Here is a 26,169-nt window from a genome sequence, read left to right as displayed (position 1 = left end):
GCCATGATTGCCGCGATGCTGATCGTCGTCATGCTGCAGGTGCGCTCGTTCTCGACGATGGCGATGGTCGTCCTGACGGGACCGCTCGGCCTCGTCGGCGTCGTGCCGGCACTGCTCCTGTTCAACCAGCCGTTCGGGTTCAACGCGATCCTGGGCCTGATCGGACTGGCGGGGATCCTGATGCGCAACACGCTGATCCTGACCGAACAGATCAAGGAGAACCTTGCCGCCGGCCTTGACGACTATCACGCCGTCATCGAGGCCACGGTGCAACGCACGAGGCCGGTGATCCTCACCGCATTGGCCGCCGTGCTGGCCTTCATCCCGCTCACGCATTCCGTGTTCTGGGGGTCGATGGCCTACACGCTGATCGGCGGCACCGCGGTCGGAACGGTGCTGATCCTGCTGTTCCTTCCCGCGCTCTATGCCACCTGGTTCCGGATCAAGCCGACCGCAGATGGAACGCAAGCGGATACGGTGGAAGAAGCCGAAGCACGACCGGCATTGGCCGCCGAATAAAAAGGAAAGCGCGCCGTCCTTCGGCGCGCAAGAACACTGACCGCCTGAGTGCCGGAGATCACCTTGAGCAAGCTATTCACCCTTCTCTCGATTGTCTTTGCCGGCCTGGCTGGCGCAGACTACTTGAGCGTTGCACCGGCAGCCTCGACAAACGCCTACGGATACTGTCTTCAGGACCATTCCTCAGACATGAGGACATGCAGCTTCGACACCCTCGAGCAGTGCGTCGTCGTAATTTCCGGTCGCGGTGGGAGCTGCGCTCGCAGCCCCTACCCGGCCCGGGAAGCCGCGATGGCCGTGAACTGAACCAAGGCTGGCCGCTACACGTTCTGGCCGAGCGAGGCTTCCTCGAAGCGTAGCTCGGCTGATCGACCGCTCGCATCACGGGTCCGAACGTGTTGCCTTCCGGCAGGATCACGCTTTCCCCGGGGTGAGAATGCCGGAGATGCAATTTCCTGACTACCCTCGCAGGCGCGCACGTTACAGCTGGCGCTGTGTGGCTCGCGACCGCACGAACTGGCCTCGATCCCATCCCAGAAAAGATGGCCGTTGCACCCAGTCACTATTAATACTAAAGTGACCTCATTCAAAGACAATCCAGGGGAAACGAATGCGCAAGGTTGGGATACATAACTTTCCTGAAATCGATCGGGTCGTTTACGGCAAACCTGCAGCCGAGGCGTTGAATGACGAGGCGATGCGGCTGGAAGCCAAGCGCGTTTTCCTCTTGGTTAGCCGAACCTTGAATACCAAGACCGATGAGATCGAGAAGATCCGGAGTGCGCTCGGCAACAAGCATGTGGTGACCTTCGATGGAATTGCGCAGCACACGACCCGCAAGCAAGCCGCCGAGGTCGCGTGTCAAGCAAGGGACGCCCAAGCTGATCTGGTCGTAGCCGTCGGCGGCGGCTCTGCAGTCGACCTCGCGAAAATCGTCATCATGGCCATGGAGCACGATATTCGCGATGAAGCGGGTTTCGACCCGTTCGTTATGGGGCCTGGCGTGCCCTTCTCTCCATTCCGTGCGCCCAAGGTGCGGCAGATCGCAGTGCCGTCGACACTGAATGGCGGCGAGTACAATGCCGGTGCGCTCGTTACGGACGAACGCACAAAGCTGAAGCAGATATTCTTCCACCCGCAGATGTCACCCGTGGCAGTCATTCTTGATCCCGACCTCAGCCTTCATACGCCCATGAACCTGTGGATGGGATCCGGGACACGCTCGATGGATCACGGCATCGAAGCCCTGTGCTCGCCGGCAGGCACGCCATTGGCGGATGAAGTGGTCTTGGCGGGCATCCGTCTTTTGCGCGAGGGTATGCTACGCACCTTGCAGCACCCGGATGATTTGGAAGCGCGACGCCAGTCGCAACAAGGCTCATGGCTCGCCGCTTTCGGTCTGCAGGCACGCATTCCGATGGGGGCAAGCCACGGCATCGGACACGTGCTTGGCGGCACTTTCGATGTTCCTCACTATTATTGCACGCCCGTCATCATGCCGAGCCTTCTTCGGTACAACAAGGCTTTTACCGAGGATGCGCAGAAGCGCTTGGCGGCAGCCCTCGGCAGCCCTGATATGGAAGCTGGCGATGCCTTTGGCAGCTTCGTCAAAGCCCTCGGACTACCTACGCGTCTTGCCGACGTTGGCGTCCGCGAAGACAAGTTCGAGAAGATCAGCAAGATTGCGATCAATCATCGCTTCGTTCAGGCCAATCCGCGGCCGTTCAAGAGCGAAGCCGATATCATCGATCTGCTGCGAATGGCCGCTTAACTGAATCGTTCTCGCGATAGGGCTGAAGTGCGTGCGATCGGCAGAGGGGCGGCTTGCGTCAATTTGATGCAAGCCCTTTGCAGATGTCGATCTCGCGTGTCTTCGAGCCACTTCTATCAATAGACGGAGTGAAGATGACTGCTCTCGCTGATTTGTTTCCCGGATTTGAGTCGGTGTATGCCAAAACAAGTTCGGGGCGCATTTTTGCGCGCGTTGGCGGTAAAGGTCCGCCGCTTCTCCTATTGCATGGATTTCCTCAAACCCATGTGATGTGGCATCATCTGGCTCCGGCACTCGCCGAGCGGTTTTCGCTCGTGATCGCTGACCTTCCGGGATACGGCGCGTCGGACGTTCCCAGGACCGACGCAGACCATACTCCTTACACGAAGCGGGCAATGGCCCGAGCGATGGTCGAGCTGATGGAAAGTCTCGGCCACTCTCGTTTCTCCCTAGTTGGCCATGACCGGGGAGGACGTGTCGGCTATCGTTTGACGCTCGATCATCCCGAACGCCTTTCGCGAGCTGTCGTCCTCGACATACTGCCTACTTACAATTACTGGACGAATCTAAGCCGCCTTTCGGCGCTTCGCATCTATCACTGGACGTTTCTCGCTCAGCCTCATCCTTTACCCGAGACGCTGATCTCGCGAGACCCGGACGGATACTTCGGCCCCGTGTTCGCGGAGGGTTTCGATTCCCGGGCCGTAGCACACTATCTCAACGCGTTGCGCGATCCCGAACGCGTGCATGGCCTTTGCGAAGACTACCGCGCCGGCGCCTATGCAGACTTCGACCATGACAAAAGCGATCTTGATGCCGGGAGGAAGATTACGACGCCCCTCCATGTTATCTGGGGAAGCCGCGGCATCGCCGCTTCGGGCGCCCAGCCGCTGATCGTCTGGAAACATTGGGCACCGCAGGTCACGGGAGAAGCCGTCGAGGCTGGGCACTTCATGTGCGAGGAAGCTCCAGATGCCACGCAGCGAGCTATCCTGAAGTTCCTCGCCGGCTGATCAGCCAACTGGCAGCAGCGCCGACTGCCGAAGATCGGCGATACGAGGGTATCCATCGACGGCCATCAGCAAGTCCGCCTCGGCCAAGATGCATCGCAACACGTGAACGATACCCTCGACGCCGTCGAGCGCGAGGCCGTAGGCGTATGGCCGGCCGATGCCGACGGCCGTCGCGCCCAACGCCAAAGCTTTGACAACATCCGTGCCTGAGCGAATGCCCGAGTCGAAAAGAACGGGCGTGTTGCCGGAGGCCCTGACGATGCCGGGCAGCAGGTCCAGCGCCGCGATGCCGCTGTTTGCCTGGCGGCCGCCGTGGTTCGAGCAGTAAATGCCATCGACGCCAGCGTCGATGGCACGTCGCGCGTCATCAGGATGACAAATGCCTTTCACGATCAACGGCAGTTTCGTCAACGAGCGCAACCACGGAAGATCATCCCAGGTCAGCGGATGTCCGAAGATCGTCCCCCACTTCATGATCGCAGCCGGAACATCGTTCTCAGGCGGCTTTGCGAGACTGCCGCGAAATACTGGGTCAGAGAAATAGTTGGCGAGGGCGTGCCCGCGGAGCTGAGGGAAATTTGCCTGATTGAGATCGCGCGGACGCCACCCGGTCACCCACGTATCCAAGGTCACAACGATCCCCTTGAAGCCGGCCGCCTCTGCCCGGTGGACCAAGCTCTCGGCAAGCGCACGATCGGTGGGCGTATACAGCTGGAAAAAGCCAGGCGTCTCACCGAACTCCAAAGCAACCTCTTCGAGCGGAGCGTTGCTAAAGGTTGATGCAATCATCGGCACGCCAAGCTTGCGTGCGGCCATTGCCGTTGCAATATCACCCTGTCCATCCTGCGCGCACAAACCAATGACGCCAATCGGGCACAGAAACAGGGGTGTCGGGAGCCGCATTCCGAAGAGATTGATCGATATGTCCCGCTTGGCAGCGCCGACGAACGCGCGTGGGATCAATCCCCAGCGTTCAAATGCAGATACGTTGATATTTTGGGTATGCTCATTCCCGCAGCCGCCTGCCACGTAGGATACGACCCCCGGCGGCATTGCGGCGTGGGCCCGTAACTCGAGTTCGCGAAAGTCGACCGGAAGCTTAGGTAGCACCCCGTTCAAGCCCGAACGATAGATTTCGAACTGATAGTCGCCGTAATTGACCAACCCAACCTCCCAAGGCCGTGTCATCCTGCAGAACGCAGCCGCGGATTCTCTCGTGCCCGACGCGCCTCATACGCCTTTACATGTGCATAGGCGGTACTGAGGAGGACCGGGGCCTCGCCTCCCGCGACGCGACCGAGCAGATCGCCGAGAATATGATCGCCCTCGGTCGGTGCTCCTCGCTCGATATCGCGTACCATGGAGGCCATCAGTGGAGAGCCCGGCGTTGTGAGAATGGAACGAACGCGCTCGATATAGGCCGGACGTGGTCCAAACCCCTGCTTGGCCGCGATTGCGCTGGCTTCGTCAAGCAACCCGATCACCACGTCGGACGCGCCGGCAGCTACGATGTCCCCCATCGAGGCGCGCATCAAGCAGGTCGCGCCGGCGATGGTGGCGATCATCACCCACTTCTCCCACATGGCCTGCAGAATGTCGTCGCTGAGTTCGGCGTCAAAACCGGCACCCGACAAAGCACCGACGATCTCGGCGCGACGTTCAGATCGCGTCCTGTTCTGTTCGCCAAAGCTCAGCGTGTGCAGATCCGTCATGTGCAAAATCTCGCCCTCGGCCGAAAGCGACGCTGAGATGGCACACTGGCCGCCGAACACGTTCTGTTCACCGAACCGGGCGTTCAGCACGTCGAGATGACGCATGCCATTCAACAGAGGTATGATGACGGAGTTCTTGCCCACCGCCGGAGCAAACGACTCCATCGCGCCGTCAAGATCGTAGGCTTTGCAGCTCACAATGATGAGATCATACGGACCATTCAGCCGTTCGGACGTGACGGTCGGAGGTGATGCCAGGTGCAGATCGCCAACCTTGCTCTTGACCACCAGCCCGCCCTTCGCGAGCGCTTCCGCACGCTTGGGTCGCACCAGGAACGTGACGTTGCGCCCTGCTGCCAGAAGCCTCGCGCCGAAATATCCGCCCAGAGCGCCGGCTCCGATTACCAGTATCCGCAAGATTCATCTCCTCTTTGATGTCCAAGATCGTCGTCCCGTGCCGAAGGCACGACCTGGCGTCCGGCTCCGCAGCGCAATAGTGGCGCCTCAGTGACCGTCGCCTTGCAGACAGGCGCGCCTAGTCCGCGGTGCTGACAAGCTTCCCAAAGGGGATCCAGCTTTTCCCGTCGAAGCTCTCGAGCTGGAGCGAGGTCCACGCCTGATTATTGTTCTCGCCGGTATTGATGGCGCTGCCGGGGAGCGCCATCGAAGGTGAGAAGTTCCTCAAGTTCAGTGCCTGCTTCATGATGTTTTCGCGCGTCAGGTCATCGCCGCACTGCCTGAGAATCTTCTCGAGTATTTCGCCTTGGACGACACCGGCAATGTAGAGCGTCTCTGCTACATCGCCGCCTGGAACGTATTTGGCCAGAAACGCACGATAGCTTTTTACCCCAGGATCGTGCTCCCATGTCGGATCCATCGGATCCTTCAGGAACGTGCTGGATACCACCCCCTTGGCATTGTCGAGGCCTGCCGCCGCAAGCGTACCCGCTACGGAGGTGGTTGAATTGATAATGAGCGTCAGAGGGTTCCAGCCGATTTCGCGGATTTTACGGAGAGCCTGCGCCGTGAACTTCGGCGACCCCGCGATAAAGAACGCTTCCGCTCCCGAGCTCTTGAGCGACACGACCTGAGAATCGACGGTCGGATCGGTCGCCTCGTAGGGTTTGGTCACGACCAGCTTGCCGAAATCGTCCTTCATGTAGGAGCGGAAAGCGCCGACAAAATCCTTCCCGAGATCATCGTTCTGGTAGAGGATGGCGATGCGCGAGCCCGGCATCTTTTCGGTTATGAATTTCGCATACACCCTACCCTCGGTATCGTAGCTCGGCAGCCCGGTCGTGGTGTAACGATACTCGGCATGATTGGTGAATTTGTTCGCGCCTGAAAGAACGAAGAGGTGCGGCACCTTTCTGGAGTTGGCGTATTTCACGTTCGCAGAAATGCTTGCCGTCCCAAGCGGGCTGAACAAAAATGCGACCTCCTCGCTTTCCACCAGCTTGCGGGTCTGTTCGACAGATTTGCTCGGCGAGTAGGCATCGTCGAGTGCAATCAGCTTGATCTTGCGGCCGTTAACTCCTCCTTTGTCATTGATAAACTCGACATAGCCCATCAATGCCTTGCCTAAATTGCCGTAGGCCGAGGCAGGACCACTGAAAGGAAACGTCGCGCCGACCTTGATCTCCGTTGCGGTAACCCCGACTGGATCCTCGGCCGCGGCCTTCTGCGCAAAGGACACCGGCGCGATTGCAAGCATCAGCGTCGCGAGCACGACTCTTTTCTTCCACATCGATACTTTCCCCACAATGAGACGCTCTCGGCGTCAATGGCGTTTCCATTCCGCCCCCGCATCTGACGGCGGGGTTGCGCACATATTAAGATCGGCTTTGACTCGTCCTTGCTGTCTTCCAACAATCAATGTTCGGCAGCCCCCCGCGCGAAAACCTCGCGGTAGGCGCGCTTCAGTCCCTGTAGCACGCACCCTTCGCATCCAGCGCGCGACGATAAGCCTCGAATGAATCTTGCCCAAAGGAGGCTTTCTCGTCGAAGCCCTTTGCAACCTCGCTCTGCATCTGGCGCGTCGTACGATGCAAAATCTCTTCCGACAACGGCCGCCAGCTCTTGCCGAACGTTGCAGCCGCGAGTTGCACTTCGCATGCGCGTTGCAGGATCGTCATGCGGAACAGCGCCTCCGCGGCAGTCCTCCCGCAGGTCAGAAGACCGTGATGCCTCAGGATCATGTAGTTCTTGTTGCCGAGCGATTTTACGAGACGCTCGCGCTCGCCGAGATCCGTCGAAATGCCCTCGAAATCGTGATACGCAATTTGCCCATAGAGCATCGCGCCGTAAAAGGTGTGATGCGAGAGCCCGTCTTCCGTGCATGCAACAGCAACACCGGCCGTCGTATGCGTGTGGGCAATGAAATGAGCGTCATCGCGCGCGGCATGAACCGAGGAATGGATCGTGAAGCCTGGCGCGTTGACGCGCCCCGGAAGGTCCACAACTTTGTGCCCGTCAAGATCGATTTTGATGAGATTGGAGGCCGTGACTTCGTTGTACGCCAACCCAAACGAATTGATCAGAAAGTGCTTATCAGGACCCGGCACGCGGGCCGTGATGTGATTGTAGATGTGCTCGCACCAGCCTAGATCGAAAAAGATATGATAGAGGGCAGCGAGGTCCTCGCGGACCAGCCGCTCTTCGGCGGCCACGGCATTTCGGCTGATGTCTCCAGATGAAGTTTGGATGTTCATGCGATCCCTCCAAGGCCCTTTGTCGTTGGCCGGCACCTCAGTTGAGCAGATCCGGCTGTTCTTTTACGATCTTCGAGTACAAGGTCTGGAATTGAAACCACCCTGTCCTGGACGAACCGAGGATAGCGAAAGCCTGTTTGGCAGATTGTTCGGGAATGATCTTGAGAGCTTGGCCGGTTCTCGCCGCCGCCGCCTCGGCAAGTAGTTGAACCTGGCACGACCGCTCCATCGTGATGAACCACCAGACCGCCTCATCCACGCTCTGTCCGACGGTCAAAAGTCCATGGTTCTGCAAGATAGCCGCCTTGTGCGACCCCAGCGCCTGGGCGATTTGCTCGCCTTCGTCCACTTCGACCGCCACGCCACCGTAGTCTTCGTACAGGGCATGATCGTTGTAGAAAGCGCAGGCGTCCTGCGTAATCGGCTCCAGCTTCCGAGCCAGCGTTGAGAACGCCCGGCCATACGTGGAGTGCGAATGCGCCGCACCGATCGAATCTGGACGAGCCGCATGAACGCTTGCGTGAATCGCGAAAGCTGCGGCATTGACGGGATGGTTGCCCTCGACGACCTCGCCCTTGTGATTGACCCGAATGAGATCCGACGCCTTGATCAAACCGAAGCTCATCCCGAAGCCGTTGACCCAGAACGTGTCCGTGAACTCGGGGTCACGCACGGTGATGTGGCCCGCGACACCCTCATCGAATCCGAACTTCGCAAAGAGCCTCAGTCCGGCAGCCAGCCGTTCCTTTCTGTGCTGCCTCTCTTCAGCCAAGGACTTGAAGACAGGAGGCTGTGGCAGCCCCGCACCGATCTTGGTTACGGCTCCAGCATGTTGATCCTGTAGGTGATGTTGGTTCATCGCTTTTCCTTCGTATTCAGTATGCCGCGCAAGGGGCCGCGGCACAGTTCGGAGATTGTTCGACGCCGCGCTGATAAGAGTTCGGGTTCAGCTATGGAATGTCCGCTGCTGCCGCTAAGCTGGCAGCAAGCAGCGAAAAGACAATTGAAATCGATTGTGGATCGTTGAACTGCGCTCAGCGGCTGGTGATGCCGATCTATCGTCAGCGCGACGTCTCAGGCCGGAAGGCCTCGACCTCGATGTATCAACACTCGCAGACTGGTCGTCGCAGCGGCAACTCTGATGCCGCTGGTCGACGCAATTCGGAGCCATGCTGGGACATCAGATGGCTGCGTCCCGAGATACGGATATCCCAGCACGTCGTGTAGTTCGAGGCGGGGGCCAAGAGTTGGTCTTAAGTCGAGCCAAGATTCGTCGCTGAAATTTCTTCCCGCGTGTGGCTCGCCAGTAGCGAGCTCCATCGATGGACGACCGCCGCAAATGTCAGACTTCTACTGCCACCCCGGCAGAGCTCCGGGGGGCGTGTTGGTCAGGGAGCGTCGATTGAACGCAACTGGAAGGTCGGCGTCTGGCCCTTCTTGGAGGGATCCATGAGATAGCCGATCTGGCCTTCCACGACCCAAAGCATATTGCCGACGCGCGCGACTCCTGTTGGTCCAGCGAATTCTTTGATCGTGTCAATTTCGGCCCGGTCCCCGACGATCGTGACCCTCGAAAGCGGACCGGCACCCTCCACCATCACGAACCCGGTCTTGTCTGCCCGAAGACCGTCCGGAAACTTGATCGGGCGTGATGTCTCAAGCTTCGTGACCGCGCCGGCGACTCCCGATTTGGCTTCGATGCGGAAGAGTTCGCCGCTTTGGAAGGTGTTGACGTACAAGGCTCCATCCTGTCCGAAGGCAATCCCATCAAGGCCACCCTTCAGCTTGTCGTCTTGGACCCAGATATCAAGCTCGGAAGACCCCTTCTTCAAGCGAAGGATCTGTGGCTGCAGGGTATTCGTGACGTATAGCGCGCCGTCCGGCCCAATCGCGAGATCGTTACAGATCGAGGGTTTCGCGGGCAATTGGGCGCTGATTTTTCCCTCTCCGGTCTTGAGATCAAATCCCTTGACGAACGAGCCCTCGATCGTGTTGGGACCTTTGACGCCGAGCGGGGTGGCATCGTTCGAACAGACCCAAAGAAGGCCTGATTTCTCGTCGGCGAGAACGCCGAATGTCGATCGCGTATCGAATGTCCCGGGCTTGATCCAGGCTTCGGCCTCGGAGGCGCCGGGCTTTGCGCGCGCAATCCCGCCGTTAGTCAGGCTGCTGACGAAGAGCGTTCCATCCGTTGTCGCTGCCAGGCTTTCGGGAAACGGGGAGCCAGATGGAATCGCGATCTGCGATCGAGCCTCATTTGCAAATGAGGCCCCGGCTATGCTCACCATCGCTGCGACGGCCATTCGGGCGAGGTTTTGAAACAAGTCGGTATTCTTAACTGACATGCGCTCCTCCGAGTTAGCGTGTATGGTCGACGTTCACTTCTGAGGGGTCTTGAGCCACGCTTCCCCCAGGATTGCCGGCTCGCGTGGCGGAAGATAAGTCAAGCCCGCTGCCCGGCCCAATTCCGCCACTGTTCCTGTAGTCTGCAAATCAGTCAGCACTTTATTGACGTCATTGAGCAGAGCAGGCTCGCTCGTGAGGCCGACATAACCGCGATTGGCGCCGACGGGAAGCTCTCGGGCCGGCCGCGTCATGCCATCCGCTAACGAGAGTTGACGAACCGGCTCGTGAAGTCGGTAAAGGGCGGGTCGTCCATCGATGCGCCTGAGAAGCGTGACTGAAAAGACGAGCTTCTCCTTGGAAATCGTCCAGTTCGACCGCGCCCGGCCGTAGTCCTCATAAAGACTGTGATCGTTGTAGAAGGCGCAGCCTTTTTTCGACGGCGCCCATAAAGGTCTAAATTGCGCTATGGAGCGTCGCTTGCTTCCGCTAAGCTGGCCAACAGACAGCAGGAACACAACTGAATTCGATTGCGGATCGTTGAATCAGGCTCACGACAAAATGTCGAATGCACCATCACCTCTCCCCCCCTTGGCAAGCCTGCGCGCATTCGAAGCTCTTGCACGCTCAGGCAGCGTGAAACTTGCTTCCGAAAGTCTGAACCTCACGCCGTCCGCGATCACGCATCAAATTCGCACGCTCGAAGCGCACTTCGGGATTCAACTGGTTCAGCGCAACGGCCGGAACATCGAACTCACTGAAAACGGGGCGATCTATGCCAGTGCCGTCCTGAGCGCCTTCAACGAATTGTTTCGCGCAAGCGACCTCTTGGAGGATAGAAAGCGGGGTCCTATCGTCCGGGTTAGCGTAACCCCTACGTTCGCGATGCTTGCTGCGCTCCCTCACCTTGAGAGATTCCGCATCGATAATCCGGGGCTTGATTTGAGACTGGAGGCCAAGAATACACTGGCCGATTTCGAGAGAGACAACATCGATGCCGCGGTCCAATTCGGCGAGCCGCCCTTCGGCAGCCTGACCTATCACAGGCTGCTCAGGTCGCGCGCTGCCCCATGCGCGGACCTGAAGCTATTGGATCGCTTCGCCCCAATTCAGCACCCGGAAGACTTGACGAAGCTGCCATTGATAAAGGTCGCCACGGCGCCAGAACTCTGGCCAAGATGGTTCGAGGAGTACGAACCACAGGTCGCCACTAAGGAACCGGACCTGGTCGGCGACAGCCTTTTGACGGCCATACAGATGGCCAGGTCATCGATGGGCGTCGTGCTGGCGCCTTTTCCCCTGATCGCTCCGCTGGTCAGCAGCGGCGCCCTGACAGTCATGGCACAATGGGGCTCGAAAAGCATGGCGCTGAGGGACTTCTACTTCACCCACCGGGGGGTCGACGGCTCGTCTGAGAAGATCAAGGCCGTCCACAAATGGCTGAAGGTGGTGGCCAAGGCCTTGGAGACTGATTCAAGGAAGTTGGGCGTTTAAACAATCGAGGTTCTTGAGCGAGTTCTGTCCAACTCCGCTATCCGGCGTATTGCACAGTGCCGAGTTCGCTGGCTCCGCAACACAGGCCTTGTGGGTCTTCTTCACGGCAGATGCTTGGATTTTTCGCGCTTCTGCGGCCTCTTCGCATTCGGGCGCTTGGTCCGCGTCGAGAATTTACGCGGCACTTTCGCGATTCCGAGGACCTGCCGCTGGTTGCCCAGAACATACTCGCGAGCCACGCTCATTATTTCCGATGAGAATCCCGGATGATTCACCGCCCGGGCCAACAGCAAGGCACCCACGATCTCGGATACGATGGCAATCGCTTCTCGCTTCGACGGGCCGTTCACGTCCTCCGACAGGAGGTCAATGATCTCCCTCAAGCCGCTTGAAAACGTCCTTTTGATGCCAACACCGGCTCGCGAGGCCTCGGCACCGAGCGAGGGAAGCGCGCAACCGCCCGCGGCATCGTTACGCTGCCGATCCGTGAGGTAGTAGTCGACGATGCTCGAAAGCAGTTCGTCCCGACTTGAGCGATCCGCCAGCTTCCGCCATTGCTCCACCGATCCGTCCATGGCCCGGGCGAAAGCTCTTTCGATCAGATCACGACGAGATTTGAAATGGAGATAGAAGCCGCCGTGCGTCAGACCGGCAGACTTCATGAGCCCGGCGACCTTGATGCTTTCGATCCCCCGCTCGCGAATGCGCGCCGAAGCGCACTCAACGATACGGGCCGACGTTCCGGCTCCATGACCTTTCTCGTACCGCATAATGTCTCGCCATCAACGAGCGATTGGCCGATCGAAATACGCGACCACATCCCCGCGCCCCGTGTGCGGCCCTCTGCTGGTCCAATCGCCACTCCGGCTCACCGTAATTCAACCCAGTGCAGCCCAACACGGCAAAGCTGCTGCCACGCCTATTCAACAATGAATTACGCACCTCCGGCTCTGGATGATAAGCATCATCCAGATTTCACGAGGACCTGGCAATGACAAGGACTGCTGCGCCTTCGCCCGATCGCCCCGGTGCTCCGGTGCAGATGGGCCAGAACTTTGGGTCGAACGAGGTCCGCAAGCGGGTGGTTCGAGCCAACGGACTGGAGTTTCCAGTCCTCGAAGTCGGCGACGGCCCGCTGGTGCTATGCTTGCACGGCTTTCCCGATCATTCGCAAAGCTGGGTTCACGTCCTAGGCCGTCTCGCGCAGGAGGGATATCGGGCCGTTGCTCCGGCGCTGCGCGGATTTTGGGCCGGTGGCGCCGCACCCGACGGATCCTACCGTGCCGCTGCCATCGGACAGGACGTCCTCGCCCTCATCGAAGCTTTGGGCGTCGAGCAGGCTTACGTCATCGGTCACGATTTTGGGGCACGGGCGGCCTATTCCGCGGCAAGTCTCGATGCGTCGCGGATCCGCAAGCTTGTAGGGCTGGCGGTCCCCTATGGGAAAGGCTTGTCGCAGGCGTTCGTCGCCGACGGAGATCAACAGCGACGAAGCTGGTACATGTTCTTCTTCCACACGCGTTTTGCCGAACCGGCCGTTCAGCTCAACGACTTCGCTTTCCTCGATCGACTTTGGCGGGAGTGGTCGCCCGGCTACACGATGCCGGCTTCGGATCGCATGGCGCTGATCGAAACGTTCAGACAACCCGGAGTCGTGCCCCAGACGCTCGCCTACTACAGGCAATTGTTTACCCCGCCACCCGAAGTGGAAGCGCAGGCCCTCGAAGCTCGCGCGAACGGCCCGATTGCCGTCCCAACTCTTTATCTACACGGGGAGGAGGACGGCTGCATGTCAGCGCGGCTCAGCGACGACATGGCTGCAGCGTTCACGAAAGGCTTCGAACGCGTCGTGATGCCCGGCGTCGGCCATTTCCTGCATCTCGAAGAGCCCGAGGCGGTTTTGAGCCGCATTTTGCCTTTCCTCAAGAGCTGATGGCAAGGCGCCGCGCGGCCTGCCTTTCCGTTCAAACCCAGTCAGGTCCTCCAATAGGAAGAGGCGATGTCCAAACAGTGTCCCATCTTGATTACCGGTGCCGGCGGAGACGTGGGCTCCATCAGCAAAACGATGATCAACATGCTCATCGAGAAGAAGCATCCGGTGCGTGCCTTCGTACGTAAGGACGACGAGAGGGCACAAGCGCTTCGAAAGCTCGGCGCCGAGATATTCGTGGGGGATCTACTCAACGTCGCTGATGTTGCGGCCGCCCTGAAGGGCTGTCGCCGGGTCTACTTCAGCATGAGCTTGAACCCCTATTACACCGACGCAACGATCTTGATGGCAGCCGCCGCGCGAGCCCAAGGAGACCTCGAGGTTTTTCTCAATATTTCCGAGTTCGAGCAGTCCTATATGGACTTCACGCGGATGACGGCCCCTTTTGAGGCACGGCGGGAGTGGTTGGGAGGACTTGTCACCGACTGGTCGCCGCAGCAGAGAGCCCATTGGGCCTCCGAACAAGCTCTGAATTGGTGCGGTCTGCCGGTCGTCAATATCCGAGCTACGATGTTCGTTGAAAATCCGATTCTCGCCTGGTTTCCGCTCAAGCAGTTGCTGAGTGCAGGCGAGCTTCACCTCCCCTTCGGCAAGCACAAGATCGCCCCGATTGCCGCCTACGACGTTGCCGAGGTCTGCACCAAGATCCTCATCGATCCGTCGGCGCACGTATCAAAAACCTACGAGCTCACCGGCCCGGAGGCGAAGGACATGCAGGGCTTCGCCGGGGATTACGCCGCGACGTTGGGAAGGCCCGTTTCCTACGTTCCTCAGGATCTGAACGCCTGGATCGAGGCCTACATCAATGGAGCACTGGCAACTCGCGTTCCGCACACCGCGGAGCACCTGAGGACTATCACCCGTCTGGCCGCAAGTGGACGGTATGAGGCCGTCACCGGCGAGCTCGAACATCTGCTCGGACGCGCTCCGAAGAGCTTCAGATGGGCCTTGGAGCGATCGCCCCGGCTCCTCGAAGCCCGCGGTTAAGGCTGATCGAGACAAATGCTTTCTGAAGCTACATCCCGGACCACTCGCATGGTGGCTCGCGGCTCAATTCCTTGCGTCTCTCGCTCCCTTCGCCGCCGACTTGCCTCCGGATTTCACTCGTTGCACCGGACGGCGGATCAAGGCCTCGGAGGCTTGCTGCAGGTGCCGGAAGCACTCATCGTGCTGCAGGCCGGGGTTCAATTTCCCACCGAGGTGCCGCAGGCCCCATCGACCGAGAGCCAATACGATGACGCCGAGCTCGCGGCCCGGATCCGTCAAGGTATAGGCAGCTCTGGGAGGGTGATCGCTGTAGAACTCGCGGCGCACGAGGCCGTGTTCCTCAAGGATCTTTAAGCGATCGGAGAGCACATTTGGAGCCATGCGGGGCAGACGCTCCTGAAGATCCTGAAAGCGCATGGTGCCAGGAAGCAAGTCCCTGATGATGAGGAGCGTCCACCGCGCGCCGACGATGTCGAGCGTACGGGCTACCGGACAAGTTACGTCGAGGCTATTTCTTGCCATCCAAATGGGTCCTAAAGTCCTTATCTTGTCCAAATATAGTCAATATTCCAGGAATTGGAACTACGCCAATGTGCCGAGAGCCATGGTCCTCTGGCACGGTCGCAGCTCCGAAGTCACGGGCCAGGCGCTTGCAACACCTCCCGCGCCTGTCGATCAATCTTCGTCCTTGTGGTGACGTGAAGTTCTCCGCCCAGCTCTCATGAAGCCTGCGGCCCGCCGCCTACTTGCGCTCCACTCCTCAGCTCGCGGCGCAAGATCTTCCCGACATTGCTCTTCGGGAGTTCAGACCTGAACTCGATCAGCTTCGGAACCTTGTATGGCGTCAACTGGGTCCCGGCAAAACTGACGAGTTCCTCCGCGGTCAGCTGAGGGTCGGCACGAACAACAAAGACTTTCACCGCCTCGGTGGATTTCGCGTCCGGCACACCGATAGCGGCACACTCCAGCACCCCTGGGTGACTCGAGATGACCGCTTCCACTTCGTTCGGGTAAACATTGAAGCCCGAAACGATGATCATGTCCTTCTTGCGGTCCACAATCTTGGTGAAGCCGTCGGCCGACATGACGCCGATGTCACCCGTTCGGAAGAACCCGTCAGCGGTCATCACCCGGGCGGTCTCATCAGGCCTGTTCCAGTAGCCGGGCATCACCTGTGGGCCTTTTCCACAGATCTCGCCGGCTTCTCCGATCGGGGCCTCGTTTCCGTCGTCGTCGCGGATCGAGATATAGGTCGAAGGAAGCGGCAAGCCGATCGTGCCGGAGAACTCCGTCATGGTCGGCAACGTGGCCGTCAGCGTCGGCGACGTCTCGGAAAGTCCGTAGCCTTCGGAAAGGACACAGCCCGTCACCGCGAGCCACTTGTCCGCGACAGCCTTTTGAATTGCCATTCCTCCACCGATCGCCATCCGCAGCTGCGAAAAATCCACGTTCTTGAAGTCGGGATGGCGCAGGAGCCCATTGAACAGCGTGTTGACGGCCGGAAAACTGTGAATCTTGTATTTGCGGAGCTCCTTGACGAAGCCATCGATATCCCGCGGATTTACGATAAGAAGATTGGCGCCGCCGATCCGCACCGAGAATAAGAAGCAAACGGTAAGCGCGAAGATATGATACAGCGGCAGCGCGCAGACCGTCAGCAAAGGTTCGCCTGCGGGAACACTGCGGAAGGCAGGCTCGCTCCAGGCATAAATTTGAAGGACGTTGGCCACCAAATTGCGATGGAGCAAGGTCGCTCCTTTCGAGACGCCGGTGGTGCCTCCTGTGTATTGCAGGAAGGCAACGTCGTCTGGGCCGATATCAGGCCTCCTCAATTTCATCTTCCGGCCTGCCGACAGCGCATTCTTGAACGAGACGGCGCTCGGAAGCGCATAGGCAGGGACCATCTTCTTCACCTTGCGCACGACAAGGTTTACGAGAATCCCCTTTGGACCGAGCAACTCCCCAATCGAGCAAATGACGATGTGCTTGACGTTCGTTCTTGGCAGCACTTTTTCCAAGGTCGAAGCAAAGTTCTCGAGTATGAAGATCGCTTCCGCGCCCGAATCGATCAGCTGATGCTCGAGCTCTCGAGGCGTGTAGAGAGGGTTGACGTTCACAACCGTGCAGCCCGCGCGCAAAGCCGCCGCGCCAGCAATCGGATTTTGGAGAACGTTCGGCATCATCACCGCAACCCGGCTTCCTTTTGCCAGGCCCTTGCTCTGCAGGTAGGCGCCGATTGCACCCGACATCTCGTCGAGCTCGCGGTAGGTGATTGCCTTGTCCATGCAGATGGCCGCTTTACGGTCTCCAAATTTCGCAAAGCTCGCTTCAAACATTTCGATCAATGACGGAAATTGATCGACGTTGATATCCGCCGGCACGCCGTCGGGATAATTCTCCAGCCAGAACCGTTGCACGTTTTCCCCCTTGGTACGGACCGACTTTGTGGCCTCGATCTGTCCGCCGAATGCGCCAGCCTCGGTTATCCGAGCGACGATATTAGCCCGGGACCTCGAATTCCCAAGTTCCTTTTCAGTATTGACTTTCTATTAAAATTCAAGTGACATCCTGCTCGTTCGGGAAGCGAAGCCGGGTCCGCGAGAGATCTCGCTCGGCTGACCACGTTGATCGCAAAGGGCGTATCCGCCAGGGCGCCCTTTCGTTCTCAGCGAATTATATCGACCTGGGGCTGACAGACGGCAGGAGAAGACCGATGACGATCGCAGACTTCATAACCAGCGAGGTCAATGCAAACGAAGTCGTGCTGTTCATGAAGGGATCGCCGAGCTCGCCGGCCTGCGGATTTTCGGCTCAGGTCGTTCGGATCCTCGATCATCTGGACGTGACGTACAAGTCGCACGACATCTACCAGTCCGAGGAATTGCGGCAAGGAATCAAGGCGTACTCGGATTGGCCGACGATTCCGCAACTCTACGTGCGCGGCGAATTCGTCGGCGGCTGTGACATCGTCACGGAAATGTTCCAGTCGGGCGAATTGCAACACTTGCTGTCGCAAGAGCAGCAAGTCGCGCACTCGTCCTGAGCTAGCCGCAACAACACCAAGGCCCGCCTGCTTGGCGGGCCCTTTCATTTGTCATGATGCCAGCGGCGCCAGCAGCTCAGGACGCTGATCGTCCAAGCGCCCGATTGCAATACTCGTTGCAAGGACGTAGCTCACCTCTGGTTCGCGATTGAACGACCGGCGACACCATAGGCGCCCGCCGAGCCACAAGCCTGTTCGACCGCTATGGTGCGACTTTGGATATCCGCCATCTCACCAGGTCGTCGGCGCCCGGGCCGGCCTTCGGCCGAACATCCCTCAAGCGGACCATCGCACCCGTATCTTCATCAACAATCGCTAGCTTCACCCGGCTGCCCCCGCTCTTGTTGATGAATTCGAGTGGAGGGCCGGCGCTCCCGGTCACTGCCCATTTGTCGCCGACCTGAGCGAGCGCCTGAATCACGAGAGCCACGTCCCAGCCTCGTATGGACAGGAAATACTCATAACGATCGGGTCCAGTCTGATAGAGACGACGCTCGATCAATCCGTTTCGTTCGAGATGTTTTAGCCGATCAGACAGGGTGGCATGCGTAATGCCGCTCGACTTCCTCAGATCCTCGTACCTGCTTATCCCCAACGAGAGGTCACGTAGGATCAAAAAGGCCCAGCGGTCCCCGACGGCGTCCAGTACGCCGGCGATCGAACACGCCATTCCTTCAAAGCTTTTCAATCGCATCCGTCATTGGCCCATTCACAGTCACACAAAGGCACCCGGCAGAGGTACCGCATCCGAAATCGGGGGCGGCGGCAAAAAGCTCTTGCCGAATGTCACTATTATTATTAGAGTGACTATAAGTAAAGCATCAAACCAACCGCGGGAGGAATTATGCCGGTCCAAGCCGTTCCGCATGAAGTGACAATCGAGATCAATGGTTCGCGCAGGACAGTGACCGTCGAGGCGCGCAGATTGCTTGTCCATCTCATCCGGGAGGATCTCGGCCTCACCGGCACGCATGTTGGGTGCGACACTTCTCAATGTGGTGCCTGTACCGTCGAGATCGATGGACAAGCGGTGAAATCCTGCACTGTCCTCGCCGTGATGGCCGATGGCGCGTCCATCACGACGATCGAGGGCGTGGCCGGCGGCGGTGGCGGCCTCGACCGTGTTCAGGCGGCGTTTCAAGATCACCACGCGCTTCAATGCGGCTTCTGCACGCCAGGCATGGTCATGGGCGTCCGGAATCTGTTGAAAGAAAAGGCCAATCCCAGCGAGCGCGAGATACGACACGGTCTTGCCGGAAATATCTGCCGGTGCACCGGCTATCATAACATCGTGCGCGCCGTCGAAAGCCTCGCATCGAAGGAGGACGTGGCATGACCATTTCGACCGGAAAACGACACGTCGGCCAGCCGCTCAGGCGACGCGAGGACCGCAAACTGCTCGCCGGCAGGGGTCGTTACGTCGACGACATCAAGCTGCCAGGCATGCTGCACATGGCGATACTCCGATCGCCGCACGCGCACGCCACGATCAGCAGCATCGATCTGTCGCATGCGAAAGCGGCGCCCGGAGTTCGCCTGGTTCTTTCCGGCGAGGCGCTTGTCGATAGGATCGGTCCTATCGTGCCCAACTGGATTATTCCCGGCAGCAAGGTGCCGGTCCGCCCGGTGATCGCGACCGACCGCGTTCGCTTCGTCGGAGAATGCGTGGCGCTGGTGGTGGCAGAGACGCTGGCACAGGCCTACGATGCAGTCGGGCTGATCGAGGTCGATTACGAGGTGCTGCCCGCGGTGACCGAAGAGGCGGCCGCCGTCCAGCGGGGCGCGCCGCAGCTTCACGAGAACGTACCGGGCAACGTCACGACCCTCTACCAGGTCAAGGGGGGCGATTACACCAAGGCAAATCGGGAAGCGGATCAGGTCATCAGTCTTCGCGTCATCAATAACCGCTTGATTCCGACTTGCATGGAGACGCGCGCGGTCATCGCCGCACCAGAGCCCGACGGCACGCTCACGGTTTATATCGGCAGCCAGGTTCCTCATATGCACCGGCGCTGGATCGCGGAGACAGTCGGCATTCCCGAACATCAATTGCGCGTGGTCGCGCCCGATATCGGGGGCGGCTTTGGTGCCAAGATGCATCTGTACCCGGAAGATCTGCTCTGCCCCTATCTCGCTCGCGAATTGAACACACCGGTGAAGTGGTGGGAGACTCGCTCGGAGAGCCATCAATCAACCAGCCACGGCCGCGCCCATACCGAGGATATCGAGGTCGCTTTCACGAACGATGGAAGGATACTCGGCCTCAAGGTCAGTACGCTTGGGAATGTCGGAGCCTATCTGTCAAACATGGCGACCGGCGGCCCGACCGTGAACACGGTCAACTTCGGAACCGGGACCTACAAGATCGACAATTACGAAGCATTTTCCCGGGTCGTCGTCACCAATACGGTGCCAGTAGACGCCTACCGCGGCTATGGCCGGCCCGAAGGAGCTTACATTGCGGAACGCGCCATCGATGCCGTGGCGCGTCATCTCAATCTCGATCAAGTGGATGTCCGACGAAAGAACCTGCTTCATTCGTCGGATTTCCCTTACCGGCCGTATGGCAGCACCGGCGTGATGTACGACAGCGGCGATTATCAGGCATTGCTGGACAAAGCGCTCGAAGCATTCGATTATGAAAGACGCCGTGAAGAATGCGAGCGCTTGCGCGGGACCGGCATCTACCGCGGCATTGGAGTCGCTGCCTACACGCATATGTGCGGCATGGCTCCATCACGCCGTTTGGCTCCCGGCGGGTTCAACCGCGGAGGCTGGGAAAGCGCTCGCGTCAGCATTGATTCCAGTGGCCGGGCCACTATTTACTCCGGCTCAATGAGCCAGGGGCAAGGCCATGCCACGTCGCTCTCGCAAATCGCTGCGGACGTTCTGCAAATTCCGATAGACGACATCGAGATCGTTCAGGGCGACACGCGCCAGGTGCAAGCCGGACACGGCACGTTCAACTCACGCTCCATGGCGGTCGGCGGATCGAGCGTTCATGTGTCTGCTCACCAGGTCATCGCCAAGGCCAAGAAGATCGCCGCGGGCATGTTGGAGGTGGACGAGAAGGATGTTTCCTATTCGGCGGGCGCATTCACCGTACCCGGCACCGATATCGCCCCACTGACCTTCTCCAAGGTGGCGCGCATGGCATATGTCGGCCATAAGTTGCCTGACGGGGTGGCCCCCGGCCTCGACGAGACGGTTTTTTATGATCCTACCGGCATGGGCGCACCGTCAGGGGTCCACCTCGCTTATGTCGAGGTCGATCCCCAGACCGGAACGGTCGACATTCTCGACTATGTCGCGGTGGACGATGTCGGGACGTTGATCAACCCGCTTCTGGCGGCCGGCCAAATCCATGGCGGCGTCGTGCAGGGTATCGCTCAAGCCCTTTATGAAGAAGTCAGCTACGACCCAGAGAATGGACAGCTCCTGACGGGTTCGCTGCTCGACTATGCCGTTCCCCGCGCCGAGCATGTGCCGAACATCCGATCCTTATTCCAGGAAACGCCGTCGCCGACCAATCCGATCGGCGTGAAGGGCATCGGTGAGAGCGGCTCGATCGCTGCTCCGCCCTGCATGGTCCACGCCGTGCTCGATGCGTTGTCGCCATTCGGCATCAAACATCTCGATATGCCTCTCACGCCCCCACGAATCTGGGCCGCAGTACGCAACGCACGCGCAGGAGCCGCCTGATGATCCCCGCTGCATTCGAGTATGTCCGCGCGTCTTCCCTCGCCCAGGCGATCGAGCTGTTGCGCGACAATCCCGACGGAGCGAAGCTCCTGGCTGGCGGCCATACCCTGCTTCCAGCGCTGAAGTTGCGGCTGGCTTCGCCCGAGCTTTTGATCGACATCGGAGGCATCTCCGAGATCAAGGGGATCGAAATCGGCGAAACCCACGTCAAGATCGGCGCGCTTACGACCCACGCTGAGCTGTTAGCTTCCGAGCCGTTGAATCAAATATTCCCGGTCTTCCGGGCGGCAGCCAGCGTTCTCGCGGATCCCCAGGTACGTAACCGCGGCACGATCGGCGGTTCGCTGGCGAATGCCGACCCGGCGGCAGACTGGCCAGCCGTCGTTCTGGCGCTGCGGGCGGAAATCGAGATCGCTGGCGCAGCTGGACGTCGCACCGTTCCGGCGGAAGACTTTTTCGTCGATATTTTCACGACGGCCCTGGAGCCAGACGAAGTTCTTGCCGCTATCCACATCCCTCGGCCGAAATCCGGCACTCGTTACACCTATCGGAAGATCCGACATCCGGCGAGCGGGTTTGCCGTCGTGGGAGTCGCAGCAGGCGTACAATTGCAGGGCGATATCGTCGCCGACGTTTCCATCGGCATCACCGGTGCAGCGAACCACGCCTTCGTGGGCAAGGCAGCGTCCGACTTCCTGATCGGCAAGGCTCTCTCCCAGGACAACATCGGCGAAGCCGCCAAGATGGTCGGTGACATCACCGAATGTCTCTCGGACCGATATGCACCGGCCGAATATCGCGCGGACCTGATCAGGATCGAGCTCGGGCGAGCTCTACTTGCGCTTTCCTCTTGAGACGGCCCCCACCGCTTTGGCGACATTGCGGCCGCCTGGAGCGCCGCCAAATCGCGCTCGATTGAAGCGCACGGCACCCGCGCCGGGGACGATCTCGACGTCCTCGAGCCGCAAAGGCTTGCCGTCCGCTCTTTTCAGCTCCGGATATTCAATCGGACGTCCCGCCGCCCGATCGAGAAACACGACCTGCGGTCCCTCTGACTCCGCGAGCCAGTCGTCACCCCATTTCTTCAACGCAAGGTAGGCCGGAAAAAAGTCGCGGCCCTTGTCGGTGAGGACATACTCGTATCGGCCCGAATGTTCGGGTAGAGGTACCCGCCTCATAACACCGGCAGTTACAAGCTTCTTCAACCTGGCGCTCAGGATGTTGGGGGCGATTCCGACGTACATCTCGAACTCGTCGAAGCGCTTCACGCCGTAATACGCCTCCCGCAAGATCAGGATAGACCAGCGGTCCCCGACGATTTCCATCGCTCGCGCAACGGAGCATTCCTTGTTGGCGAGACGGCCCTGCTTCGTACTGGACATAGGCTTTCACCTCCAAACCCAGCCCATACCAAATCGAGCGGGATTCGTGTATGTCCAGTTCGAGCCTTTCTTCGCGTCTATGCCTCAGGCGGCCTGTCCGGGCTCGCTTTTCGTATTGGCGGCCGCGTCGGTCTCCAGGGCGCGCCTATGGGAGACCAGAACGCCTGCCTCGCTCAAGCGCTTCAACTCTTCTTCGCTGATGCCGAGTTCGCCGAAAACCGCAAAGTTGTGTTCCCCCTGGAAGGCCGGCGCTCCAATCGGCGACAATTGGTCTCCGGAAAAGTGCCACGGTCGTCCCGGCAACCGGTATTCCCCGCCGCTTCGATCGGGCACCCGTTGGACCGCGCCCCAATAGTCGCTCCACTCGGAAGATGCGAGCTCCTTGATGGAGCGGATCTCGCCCATCGCGATTTTGGCTTCGTCAAACTGCGCGTCCAATGTCGCCATGTCCGGGAATGTCAGTATCCAGGACTGGATGATCTGGTGCAGCAGACCGAAGTTCAACCGGCGCGCGGCCGCAGTGGCGAACCGTGGATCCTCAATCAGATCGACACGGCGCATCGCTCTCAGCCAAGACGGAAACGTCAGGCTGCCGATGATGCTCGTTGCTACGGTGAACTCTTCGCCTTGCGGCCCGATGAAGAACGAGCAGTCGGTCGCCCCCAGCACCGCCGGCTCCGCTCCGATGTCGTCGTCGGACAGATCGACGTGGGCTCGCTCGTTGACCGCCAGCAGCGTCGCCGCCATGGCGATGTCTACGTACTGGCCCTGCCCGGTCTTCTGCCGGCTGTTGAGAGCCGCGAGGATCGCGATCACTCCCTGCAATCCGGTGTAGACGTCCGCATGCGAGAGACTGTCGGTGCGCGGCTCGGTCAACGCCTCGCCGTAGTGACGAATACTGTTATGAGTGAAGCCGGCCTCGGCCTGCACGGTCGGCGCATACGCCATCCGGCTGCGCCAGGGGCCGCCCTGCCCATATCCGGTGATGGACGCGTAGATCAATTTCGGGTTTCGCTTGGATAGCGTATCGTAGTCGAGCCCGAAGAAATTGAGCGTGCCAGCGCGGAAATTCTCGACCACGACGTCCGCCGTGTCACAGAGCTTCAGAACCAATTCATAGGCGCCCGGCAGGTTGAGATTGATGCTGACATTGCGTTTGCCGGCATTCTGCTGCGCGTAATAGCCTGACATGCCGTCGGTTGACGGAAACGCGAACCGACTGACATCAGGGCTCGGCGGTTCGATCTTGATGACCTCGGCGCCGAGATCCTGCAGCGTCCTCGCGCACAGGGGGCCCGCCAGGACGCGGGAGAAATCCACGACTCGAATTCCACTGAGGGGGCCGCTCATGTCACCGCCCCGCGAATTTTGCGAGACCAGGACCATTCTTGCGATAGGACGCAAGGCCGGTCTTCAGGTCCTCCGACGCCCATATCGGCGCCTGTACTCTCGCCATTGCTTCGTCGGCGGCCGCGACGCCCTCGTTAACTGCGATATAAGCGAGCTCCTTGGTTGCGGCATGCGCGACCGTGGGGCCTTGCGCAAACTCCTCCGCGATAGCCATCGTCGCAGCCTCCAAGGACTCCTCCGGCACAGTTAGATTGATCAGACCCCACTTCTCCAGCGTCGGTGCGTCGTAGCGGCGCGCCAACATCGACATTTCCTTGGCACGCTGCGCGCCGATCCGCTGCACCTGACGCTGGATCCCCCCCAGCAACGGATGCAGCCCCAGCGTCGCCTCGACCGAGCCGATCTTTGCCGAACTAGCCGCGATGATGTAGTCGCAGGACAAAGCGAGTTCGAGCCCGCCACCCAGGCAGACACCGTGGATGCTCGCAATCAACGGAACCGGCAACAGCTCCATAAAGCGCAGGAAGTCGACGTTCGTTCGCCGCAAATTCGCGCCGCTCCGTTCGGCATCGTCGGCCGCCACTTGGGTCTCGAAAATATCCAGATCCGCTCCGGCTGAGAAATGGCGCAACCCGCTGCGGATGACGATAGCACGGCTTCCGGCCTTCTGAGCCGCCTCAACCTGCTGAACGATCGCATTGAGGAACTTGGGGCCGAGCAAATTGTACGGCCGGTAGACCATGGTCAATACCGAGATATTTCCGCGCTCGTCGCGCGTCACCAATGCCTCTTCAGACAAAGCCGCCTCCCTGGTCGACGCCGCTCCGTAACGGGTCATTATTTTCTATAGACGATTGTCACATCATGACTTGCATTTTGCAAGCCTCAATTTTCCGGCGCATCCTGGCGTGCGACTCTATTTCTCAAGACACCGATCTTCTCTACCTCGAGCTCGATCGTATCCGAATGCTCGAGGTACCATCCAAGCTCGAGACCACAGCCGTTGCCGACAGTACCCGAGCCGATGAACTCACCCGGCATCAACGTCTCATCCCGTGTCACGTGCGCGATGATTTCTTCGAACGAGAATAGCATGCCCTCGCTTGTGCCTCGCGAACGGGTCTCACCGTTGACGCGCGCTTCCATGGCGAGCTTGTAGGGATCGCCTATTTCATCTGGCGTCACGATCCAGGGCCCGAGCACGTTGCCGCCGTCAAAGCTCTTGCCTTTGGCCGGCCCCAGCCTGCCTTCCATCTCCACCCGCTGGGCATCGCGCGCGGAAAAATCATTGAAGATCGTGAACCCGAATATGTGGTCGCGCGCTTTCGCTGCAGAGATGTTCGCGCCCCTATTCTTGGTGATGATGCCGAACTCCAACTCGTAGTCCATCACTTGGCTATAGCGGGGCCATCTCACAGTGGTGTTGGGGCCTCCGACGCTGAAGCGGTTCGTGATGTAGTAGATCGGCTGCTTGCGATAGACTTCCGGCAATTCAGGCAGAGGCGCCGCCTGAAGGCGAGCGAGTTCAACCGCGTCACCGGCCTTTCGCGCCTGGAACTTGAGGTGCCCGATCGGAGCTTGAACGATATGCACCGGAAAAGACATGCCGTCTCGCATTTGGCGCGGCTCCGGCAGCGGGGCGAGAAGTTCGGATGCGGCAATATCGGACGATAGATCTCGATCCTGCCCGTATCGGCTGAACAGGTCCGACGCCGTATCGAGTGACGCGTCACAGTCGTCGATGAGATCGACCATCGAATTGAAGGCAGGATTTGCCTTGCCGGCGCGTTCGGATGCGGAAGCAAGATCGAACAGCCGTGTATCGCCGGCATGAACCAACGCGACCCTATTTCGCCCGTTCGACCGATAGGTAGCTAGTTTCAAGAGCCCCTCCCATGATCTGACATTCTCTCGTTGCTTAACGCTGAGCATATCGCATGGCTTTTGTTTTGCAAGTTATATGGCCAGACGAGCAATGGACGCGTGGCGTGATTGTCACCCGGCGATCATTGACCCGAGCGTCTCGGTCGATGGAGCAACATGAGTAGCAAGCCGGGGGCGCCATCGGCCGGCAGCCCCAGGAGCGTCGCCCACCACCGACAGTCCTGGGCTCTTGTCTTCCGCCGTAGCTGCGTTCTCCGGATATCGCGCC

General features: G+C 59.6%; 25 protein-coding genes and 1 pseudogene. 11 read left to right on the top strand and 15 right to left on the bottom strand.

The window, feature by feature from the left end; genetic code table 11:
- The 4 genes from MOV75_RS02240 to MOV75_RS02225 form a co-directional block, all read left to right on the top strand.
- Positions 1 to 519, top strand: a 519-nt coding sequence (locus MOV75_RS02240; RefSeq protein WP_246918209.1) for an efflux RND transporter permease subunit, incomplete at its 5' end; no start/stop codon positions are given.
- Between the two features lie 48 nt (positions 520 to 567).
- Positions 568 to 825, top strand: coding sequence for a DUF3551 domain-containing protein (locus MOV75_RS02235; protein ID WP_246918206.1), 258 nt, complete (start codon positions 568 to 570; stop codon positions 823 to 825).
- Positions 826 to 1,129: 304 nt separating this feature from the next.
- Complete coding sequence (locus MOV75_RS02230) at positions 1,130 to 2,290, top strand: iron-containing alcohol dehydrogenase (protein ID WP_246918204.1); 1,161 nt, start codon at positions 1,130 to 1,132, stop codon at positions 2,288 to 2,290.
- A 134-nt stretch (positions 2,291 to 2,424) separates the two neighbouring features.
- The gene (locus tag MOV75_RS02225; RefSeq protein WP_246918210.1) at positions 2,425 to 3,303 is read left to right on the top strand and encodes an alpha/beta fold hydrolase; all 879 of its coding nucleotides are present in this window, start codon (positions 2,425 to 2,427) and stop codon (positions 3,301 to 3,303) included.
- Here MOV75_RS02225 and MOV75_RS02220 read toward each other — a convergent pair whose 3' ends face one another.
- From MOV75_RS02220 to MOV75_RS02190, 7 genes and pseudogenes are all read right to left on the bottom strand, one after another.
- The gene (locus tag MOV75_RS02220) at positions 3,304 to 4,467 is read right to left on the bottom strand and encodes a lactate 2-monooxygenase (RefSeq protein WP_247004728.1); all 1,164 of its coding nucleotides are present in this window, start codon (positions 4,465 to 4,467) and stop codon (positions 3,304 to 3,306) included.
- A 20-nt stretch (positions 4,468 to 4,487) separates the two neighbouring features.
- Positions 4,488 to 5,432 carry a ketopantoate reductase family protein gene (locus MOV75_RS02215; RefSeq protein ID WP_246918200.1) on the bottom strand — a complete coding sequence of 315 codons (945 nt, stop codon included), beginning with the start codon at positions 5,430 to 5,432 and terminating at the stop codon, positions 4,488 to 4,490.
- Positions 5,433 to 5,550: 118 nt separating this feature from the next.
- Entirely contained in the window at positions 5,551 to 6,762 is a 1,212-nt protein-coding gene (locus MOV75_RS02210) for an ABC transporter substrate-binding protein (protein ID WP_246918199.1), read from the bottom strand.
- A 172-nt stretch (positions 6,763 to 6,934) separates the two neighbouring features.
- Positions 6,935 to 7,726: a class II aldolase/adducin family protein gene (locus MOV75_RS02205; protein WP_247004726.1), complete on the bottom strand. Its 792-nt coding sequence runs from the start codon at positions 7,724 to 7,726 to the stop codon at positions 6,935 to 6,937.
- Between the two features lie 37 nt (positions 7,727 to 7,763).
- Positions 7,764 to 8,585: a class II aldolase/adducin family protein gene (locus tag MOV75_RS02200; protein WP_247004724.1), complete on the bottom strand. Its 822-nt coding sequence runs from the start codon at positions 8,583 to 8,585 to the stop codon at positions 7,764 to 7,766.
- 529 nt (positions 8,586 to 9,114) lie between these two features.
- Entirely contained in the window at positions 9,115 to 10,071 is a 957-nt protein-coding gene (locus tag MOV75_RS02195) for a hypothetical protein (RefSeq protein ID WP_246918196.1), read from the bottom strand.
- 33 nt (positions 10,072 to 10,104) lie between these two features.
- Positions 10,105 to 10,299: pseudogene (locus tag MOV75_RS02190) on the bottom strand (ABC transporter substrate-binding protein); the annotation flags it as partial.
- Positions 10,300 to 10,630: 331 nt separating this feature from the next.
- Here MOV75_RS02190 and MOV75_RS02185 point away from each other — a divergent pair.
- Entirely contained in the window at positions 10,631 to 11,563 is a 933-nt protein-coding gene (locus tag MOV75_RS02185; protein ID WP_246918194.1) for a LysR substrate-binding domain-containing protein, read from the top strand.
- A gap of 101 nt (positions 11,564 to 11,664) precedes the next feature.
- Here the strand turns inward: MOV75_RS02185 and MOV75_RS02180 are convergent, their stop codons facing one another.
- Positions 11,665 to 12,333 carry a TetR/AcrR family transcriptional regulator gene (locus tag MOV75_RS02180; RefSeq protein ID WP_246918193.1) on the bottom strand — a complete coding sequence of 223 codons (669 nt, stop codon included), beginning with the start codon at positions 12,331 to 12,333 and terminating at the stop codon, positions 11,665 to 11,667.
- Positions 12,334 to 12,605: 272 nt separating this feature from the next.
- On the opposite strand from MOV75_RS02180, the gene MOV75_RS02175 reads away from it, so the two are divergent.
- Both MOV75_RS02175 and MOV75_RS02170 read left to right on the top strand, forming a co-directional pair.
- Positions 12,606 to 13,496, top strand: a complete 891-nt coding sequence (locus tag MOV75_RS02175) for an alpha/beta fold hydrolase (protein WP_247004730.1) — start codon at positions 12,606 to 12,608, stop codon at positions 13,494 to 13,496.
- A gap of 66 nt (positions 13,497 to 13,562) precedes the next feature.
- Positions 13,563 to 14,540, top strand: a complete 978-nt coding sequence (locus MOV75_RS02170) for an NAD(P)H-binding protein (RefSeq protein ID WP_247004722.1) — start codon at positions 13,563 to 13,565, stop codon at positions 14,538 to 14,540.
- A gap of 63 nt (positions 14,541 to 14,603) precedes the next feature.
- On the opposite strand, the gene MOV75_RS02165 is transcribed toward MOV75_RS02170, so the two are convergent.
- Complete coding sequence (locus tag MOV75_RS02165; protein ID WP_246918189.1) at positions 14,604 to 15,062, bottom strand: helix-turn-helix domain-containing protein; 459 nt, start codon at positions 15,060 to 15,062, stop codon at positions 14,604 to 14,606.
- Between the two features lie 197 nt (positions 15,063 to 15,259).
- The gene (locus MOV75_RS02160) at positions 15,260 to 16,957 is read right to left on the bottom strand and encodes a long-chain-fatty-acid--CoA ligase (protein WP_247004720.1); all 1,698 of its coding nucleotides are present in this window, start codon (positions 16,955 to 16,957) and stop codon (positions 15,260 to 15,262) included.
- A gap of 296 nt (positions 16,958 to 17,253) precedes the next feature.
- On the opposite strand from MOV75_RS02160, the gene grxD reads away from it, so the two are divergent.
- A complete protein-coding gene (grxD, locus tag MOV75_RS02155; protein WP_246918185.1) occupies positions 17,254 to 17,583 on the top strand; it encodes a Grx4 family monothiol glutaredoxin in 330 nt (109 codons plus the stop codon).
- A gap of 202 nt (positions 17,584 to 17,785) precedes the next feature.
- Here the strand turns inward: grxD and MOV75_RS02150 are convergent, their stop codons facing one another.
- Positions 17,786 to 18,277 carry a helix-turn-helix domain-containing protein gene (locus MOV75_RS02150; RefSeq protein WP_246918182.1) on the bottom strand — a complete coding sequence of 164 codons (492 nt, stop codon included), beginning with the start codon at positions 18,275 to 18,277 and terminating at the stop codon, positions 17,786 to 17,788.
- Between the two features lie 150 nt (positions 18,278 to 18,427).
- Here MOV75_RS02150 and MOV75_RS02145 point away from each other — a divergent pair, with 150 nt between their 5' ends.
- The 3 genes from MOV75_RS02145 to MOV75_RS02135 are packed head-to-tail and all read left to right on the top strand — an operon-like array spanning position 18,428 to position 22,139.
- Positions 18,428 to 18,919, top strand: coding sequence for a (2Fe-2S)-binding protein (locus tag MOV75_RS02145; protein ID WP_247004718.1), 492 nt, complete (start codon positions 18,428 to 18,430; stop codon positions 18,917 to 18,919).
- Positions 18,916 to 21,285: a xanthine dehydrogenase family protein molybdopterin-binding subunit gene (locus MOV75_RS02140; protein WP_246918178.1), complete on the top strand. Its 2,370-nt coding sequence runs from the start codon at positions 18,916 to 18,918 to the stop codon at positions 21,283 to 21,285. The genes MOV75_RS02145 and MOV75_RS02140 overlap by 4 nt, the downstream gene beginning before the upstream one ends.
- Positions 21,285 to 22,139 carry a xanthine dehydrogenase family protein subunit M gene (locus MOV75_RS02135; RefSeq protein ID WP_246918176.1) on the top strand — a complete coding sequence of 285 codons (855 nt, stop codon included), beginning with the start codon at positions 21,285 to 21,287 and terminating at the stop codon, positions 22,137 to 22,139. The genes MOV75_RS02140 and MOV75_RS02135 overlap by 1 nt, the downstream gene beginning before the upstream one ends.
- Here MOV75_RS02135 and MOV75_RS02130 read toward each other — a convergent pair.
- The 4 genes from MOV75_RS02130 to MOV75_RS02115 form a co-directional block, all read right to left on the bottom strand.
- Complete coding sequence (locus MOV75_RS02130; protein WP_246918174.1) at positions 22,119 to 22,610, bottom strand: helix-turn-helix domain-containing protein; 492 nt, start codon at positions 22,608 to 22,610, stop codon at positions 22,119 to 22,121. The two genes, MOV75_RS02135 and MOV75_RS02130, sit on opposite strands and share 21 nt — an antisense overlap.
- Positions 22,611 to 22,751: 141 nt before the next feature.
- Positions 22,752 to 24,017 (bottom strand): CaiB/BaiF CoA-transferase family protein, encoded by a 1,266-nt coding sequence (locus MOV75_RS02125; RefSeq protein WP_249796514.1) that lies wholly within the window; start codon positions 24,015 to 24,017, stop codon positions 22,752 to 22,754.
- A gap of 1 nt (position 24,018) precedes the next feature.
- Positions 24,019 to 24,798 carry an enoyl-CoA hydratase/isomerase family protein gene (locus tag MOV75_RS02120; RefSeq protein WP_246918170.1) on the bottom strand — a complete coding sequence of 260 codons (780 nt, stop codon included), beginning with the start codon at positions 24,796 to 24,798 and terminating at the stop codon, positions 24,019 to 24,021.
- Positions 24,799 to 24,902: 104 nt separating this feature from the next.
- On the bottom strand, positions 24,903 to 25,901 hold the full coding sequence (locus MOV75_RS02115; RefSeq protein ID WP_246918168.1) for a fumarylacetoacetate hydrolase family protein: 999 nt from the start codon (positions 25,899 to 25,901) through the stop codon (positions 24,903 to 24,905).
- Positions 25,902 to 26,169 lie beyond the last annotated feature (268 nt).

The organism is Bradyrhizobium sp. PRIMUS42, from assembly GCF_023006515.1.
Lineage (GTDB): Bacteria > Pseudomonadota > Alphaproteobacteria > Rhizobiales > Xanthobacteraceae > Bradyrhizobium.
This window is presented reverse-complemented; position numbering and strand designations above follow the sequence as displayed.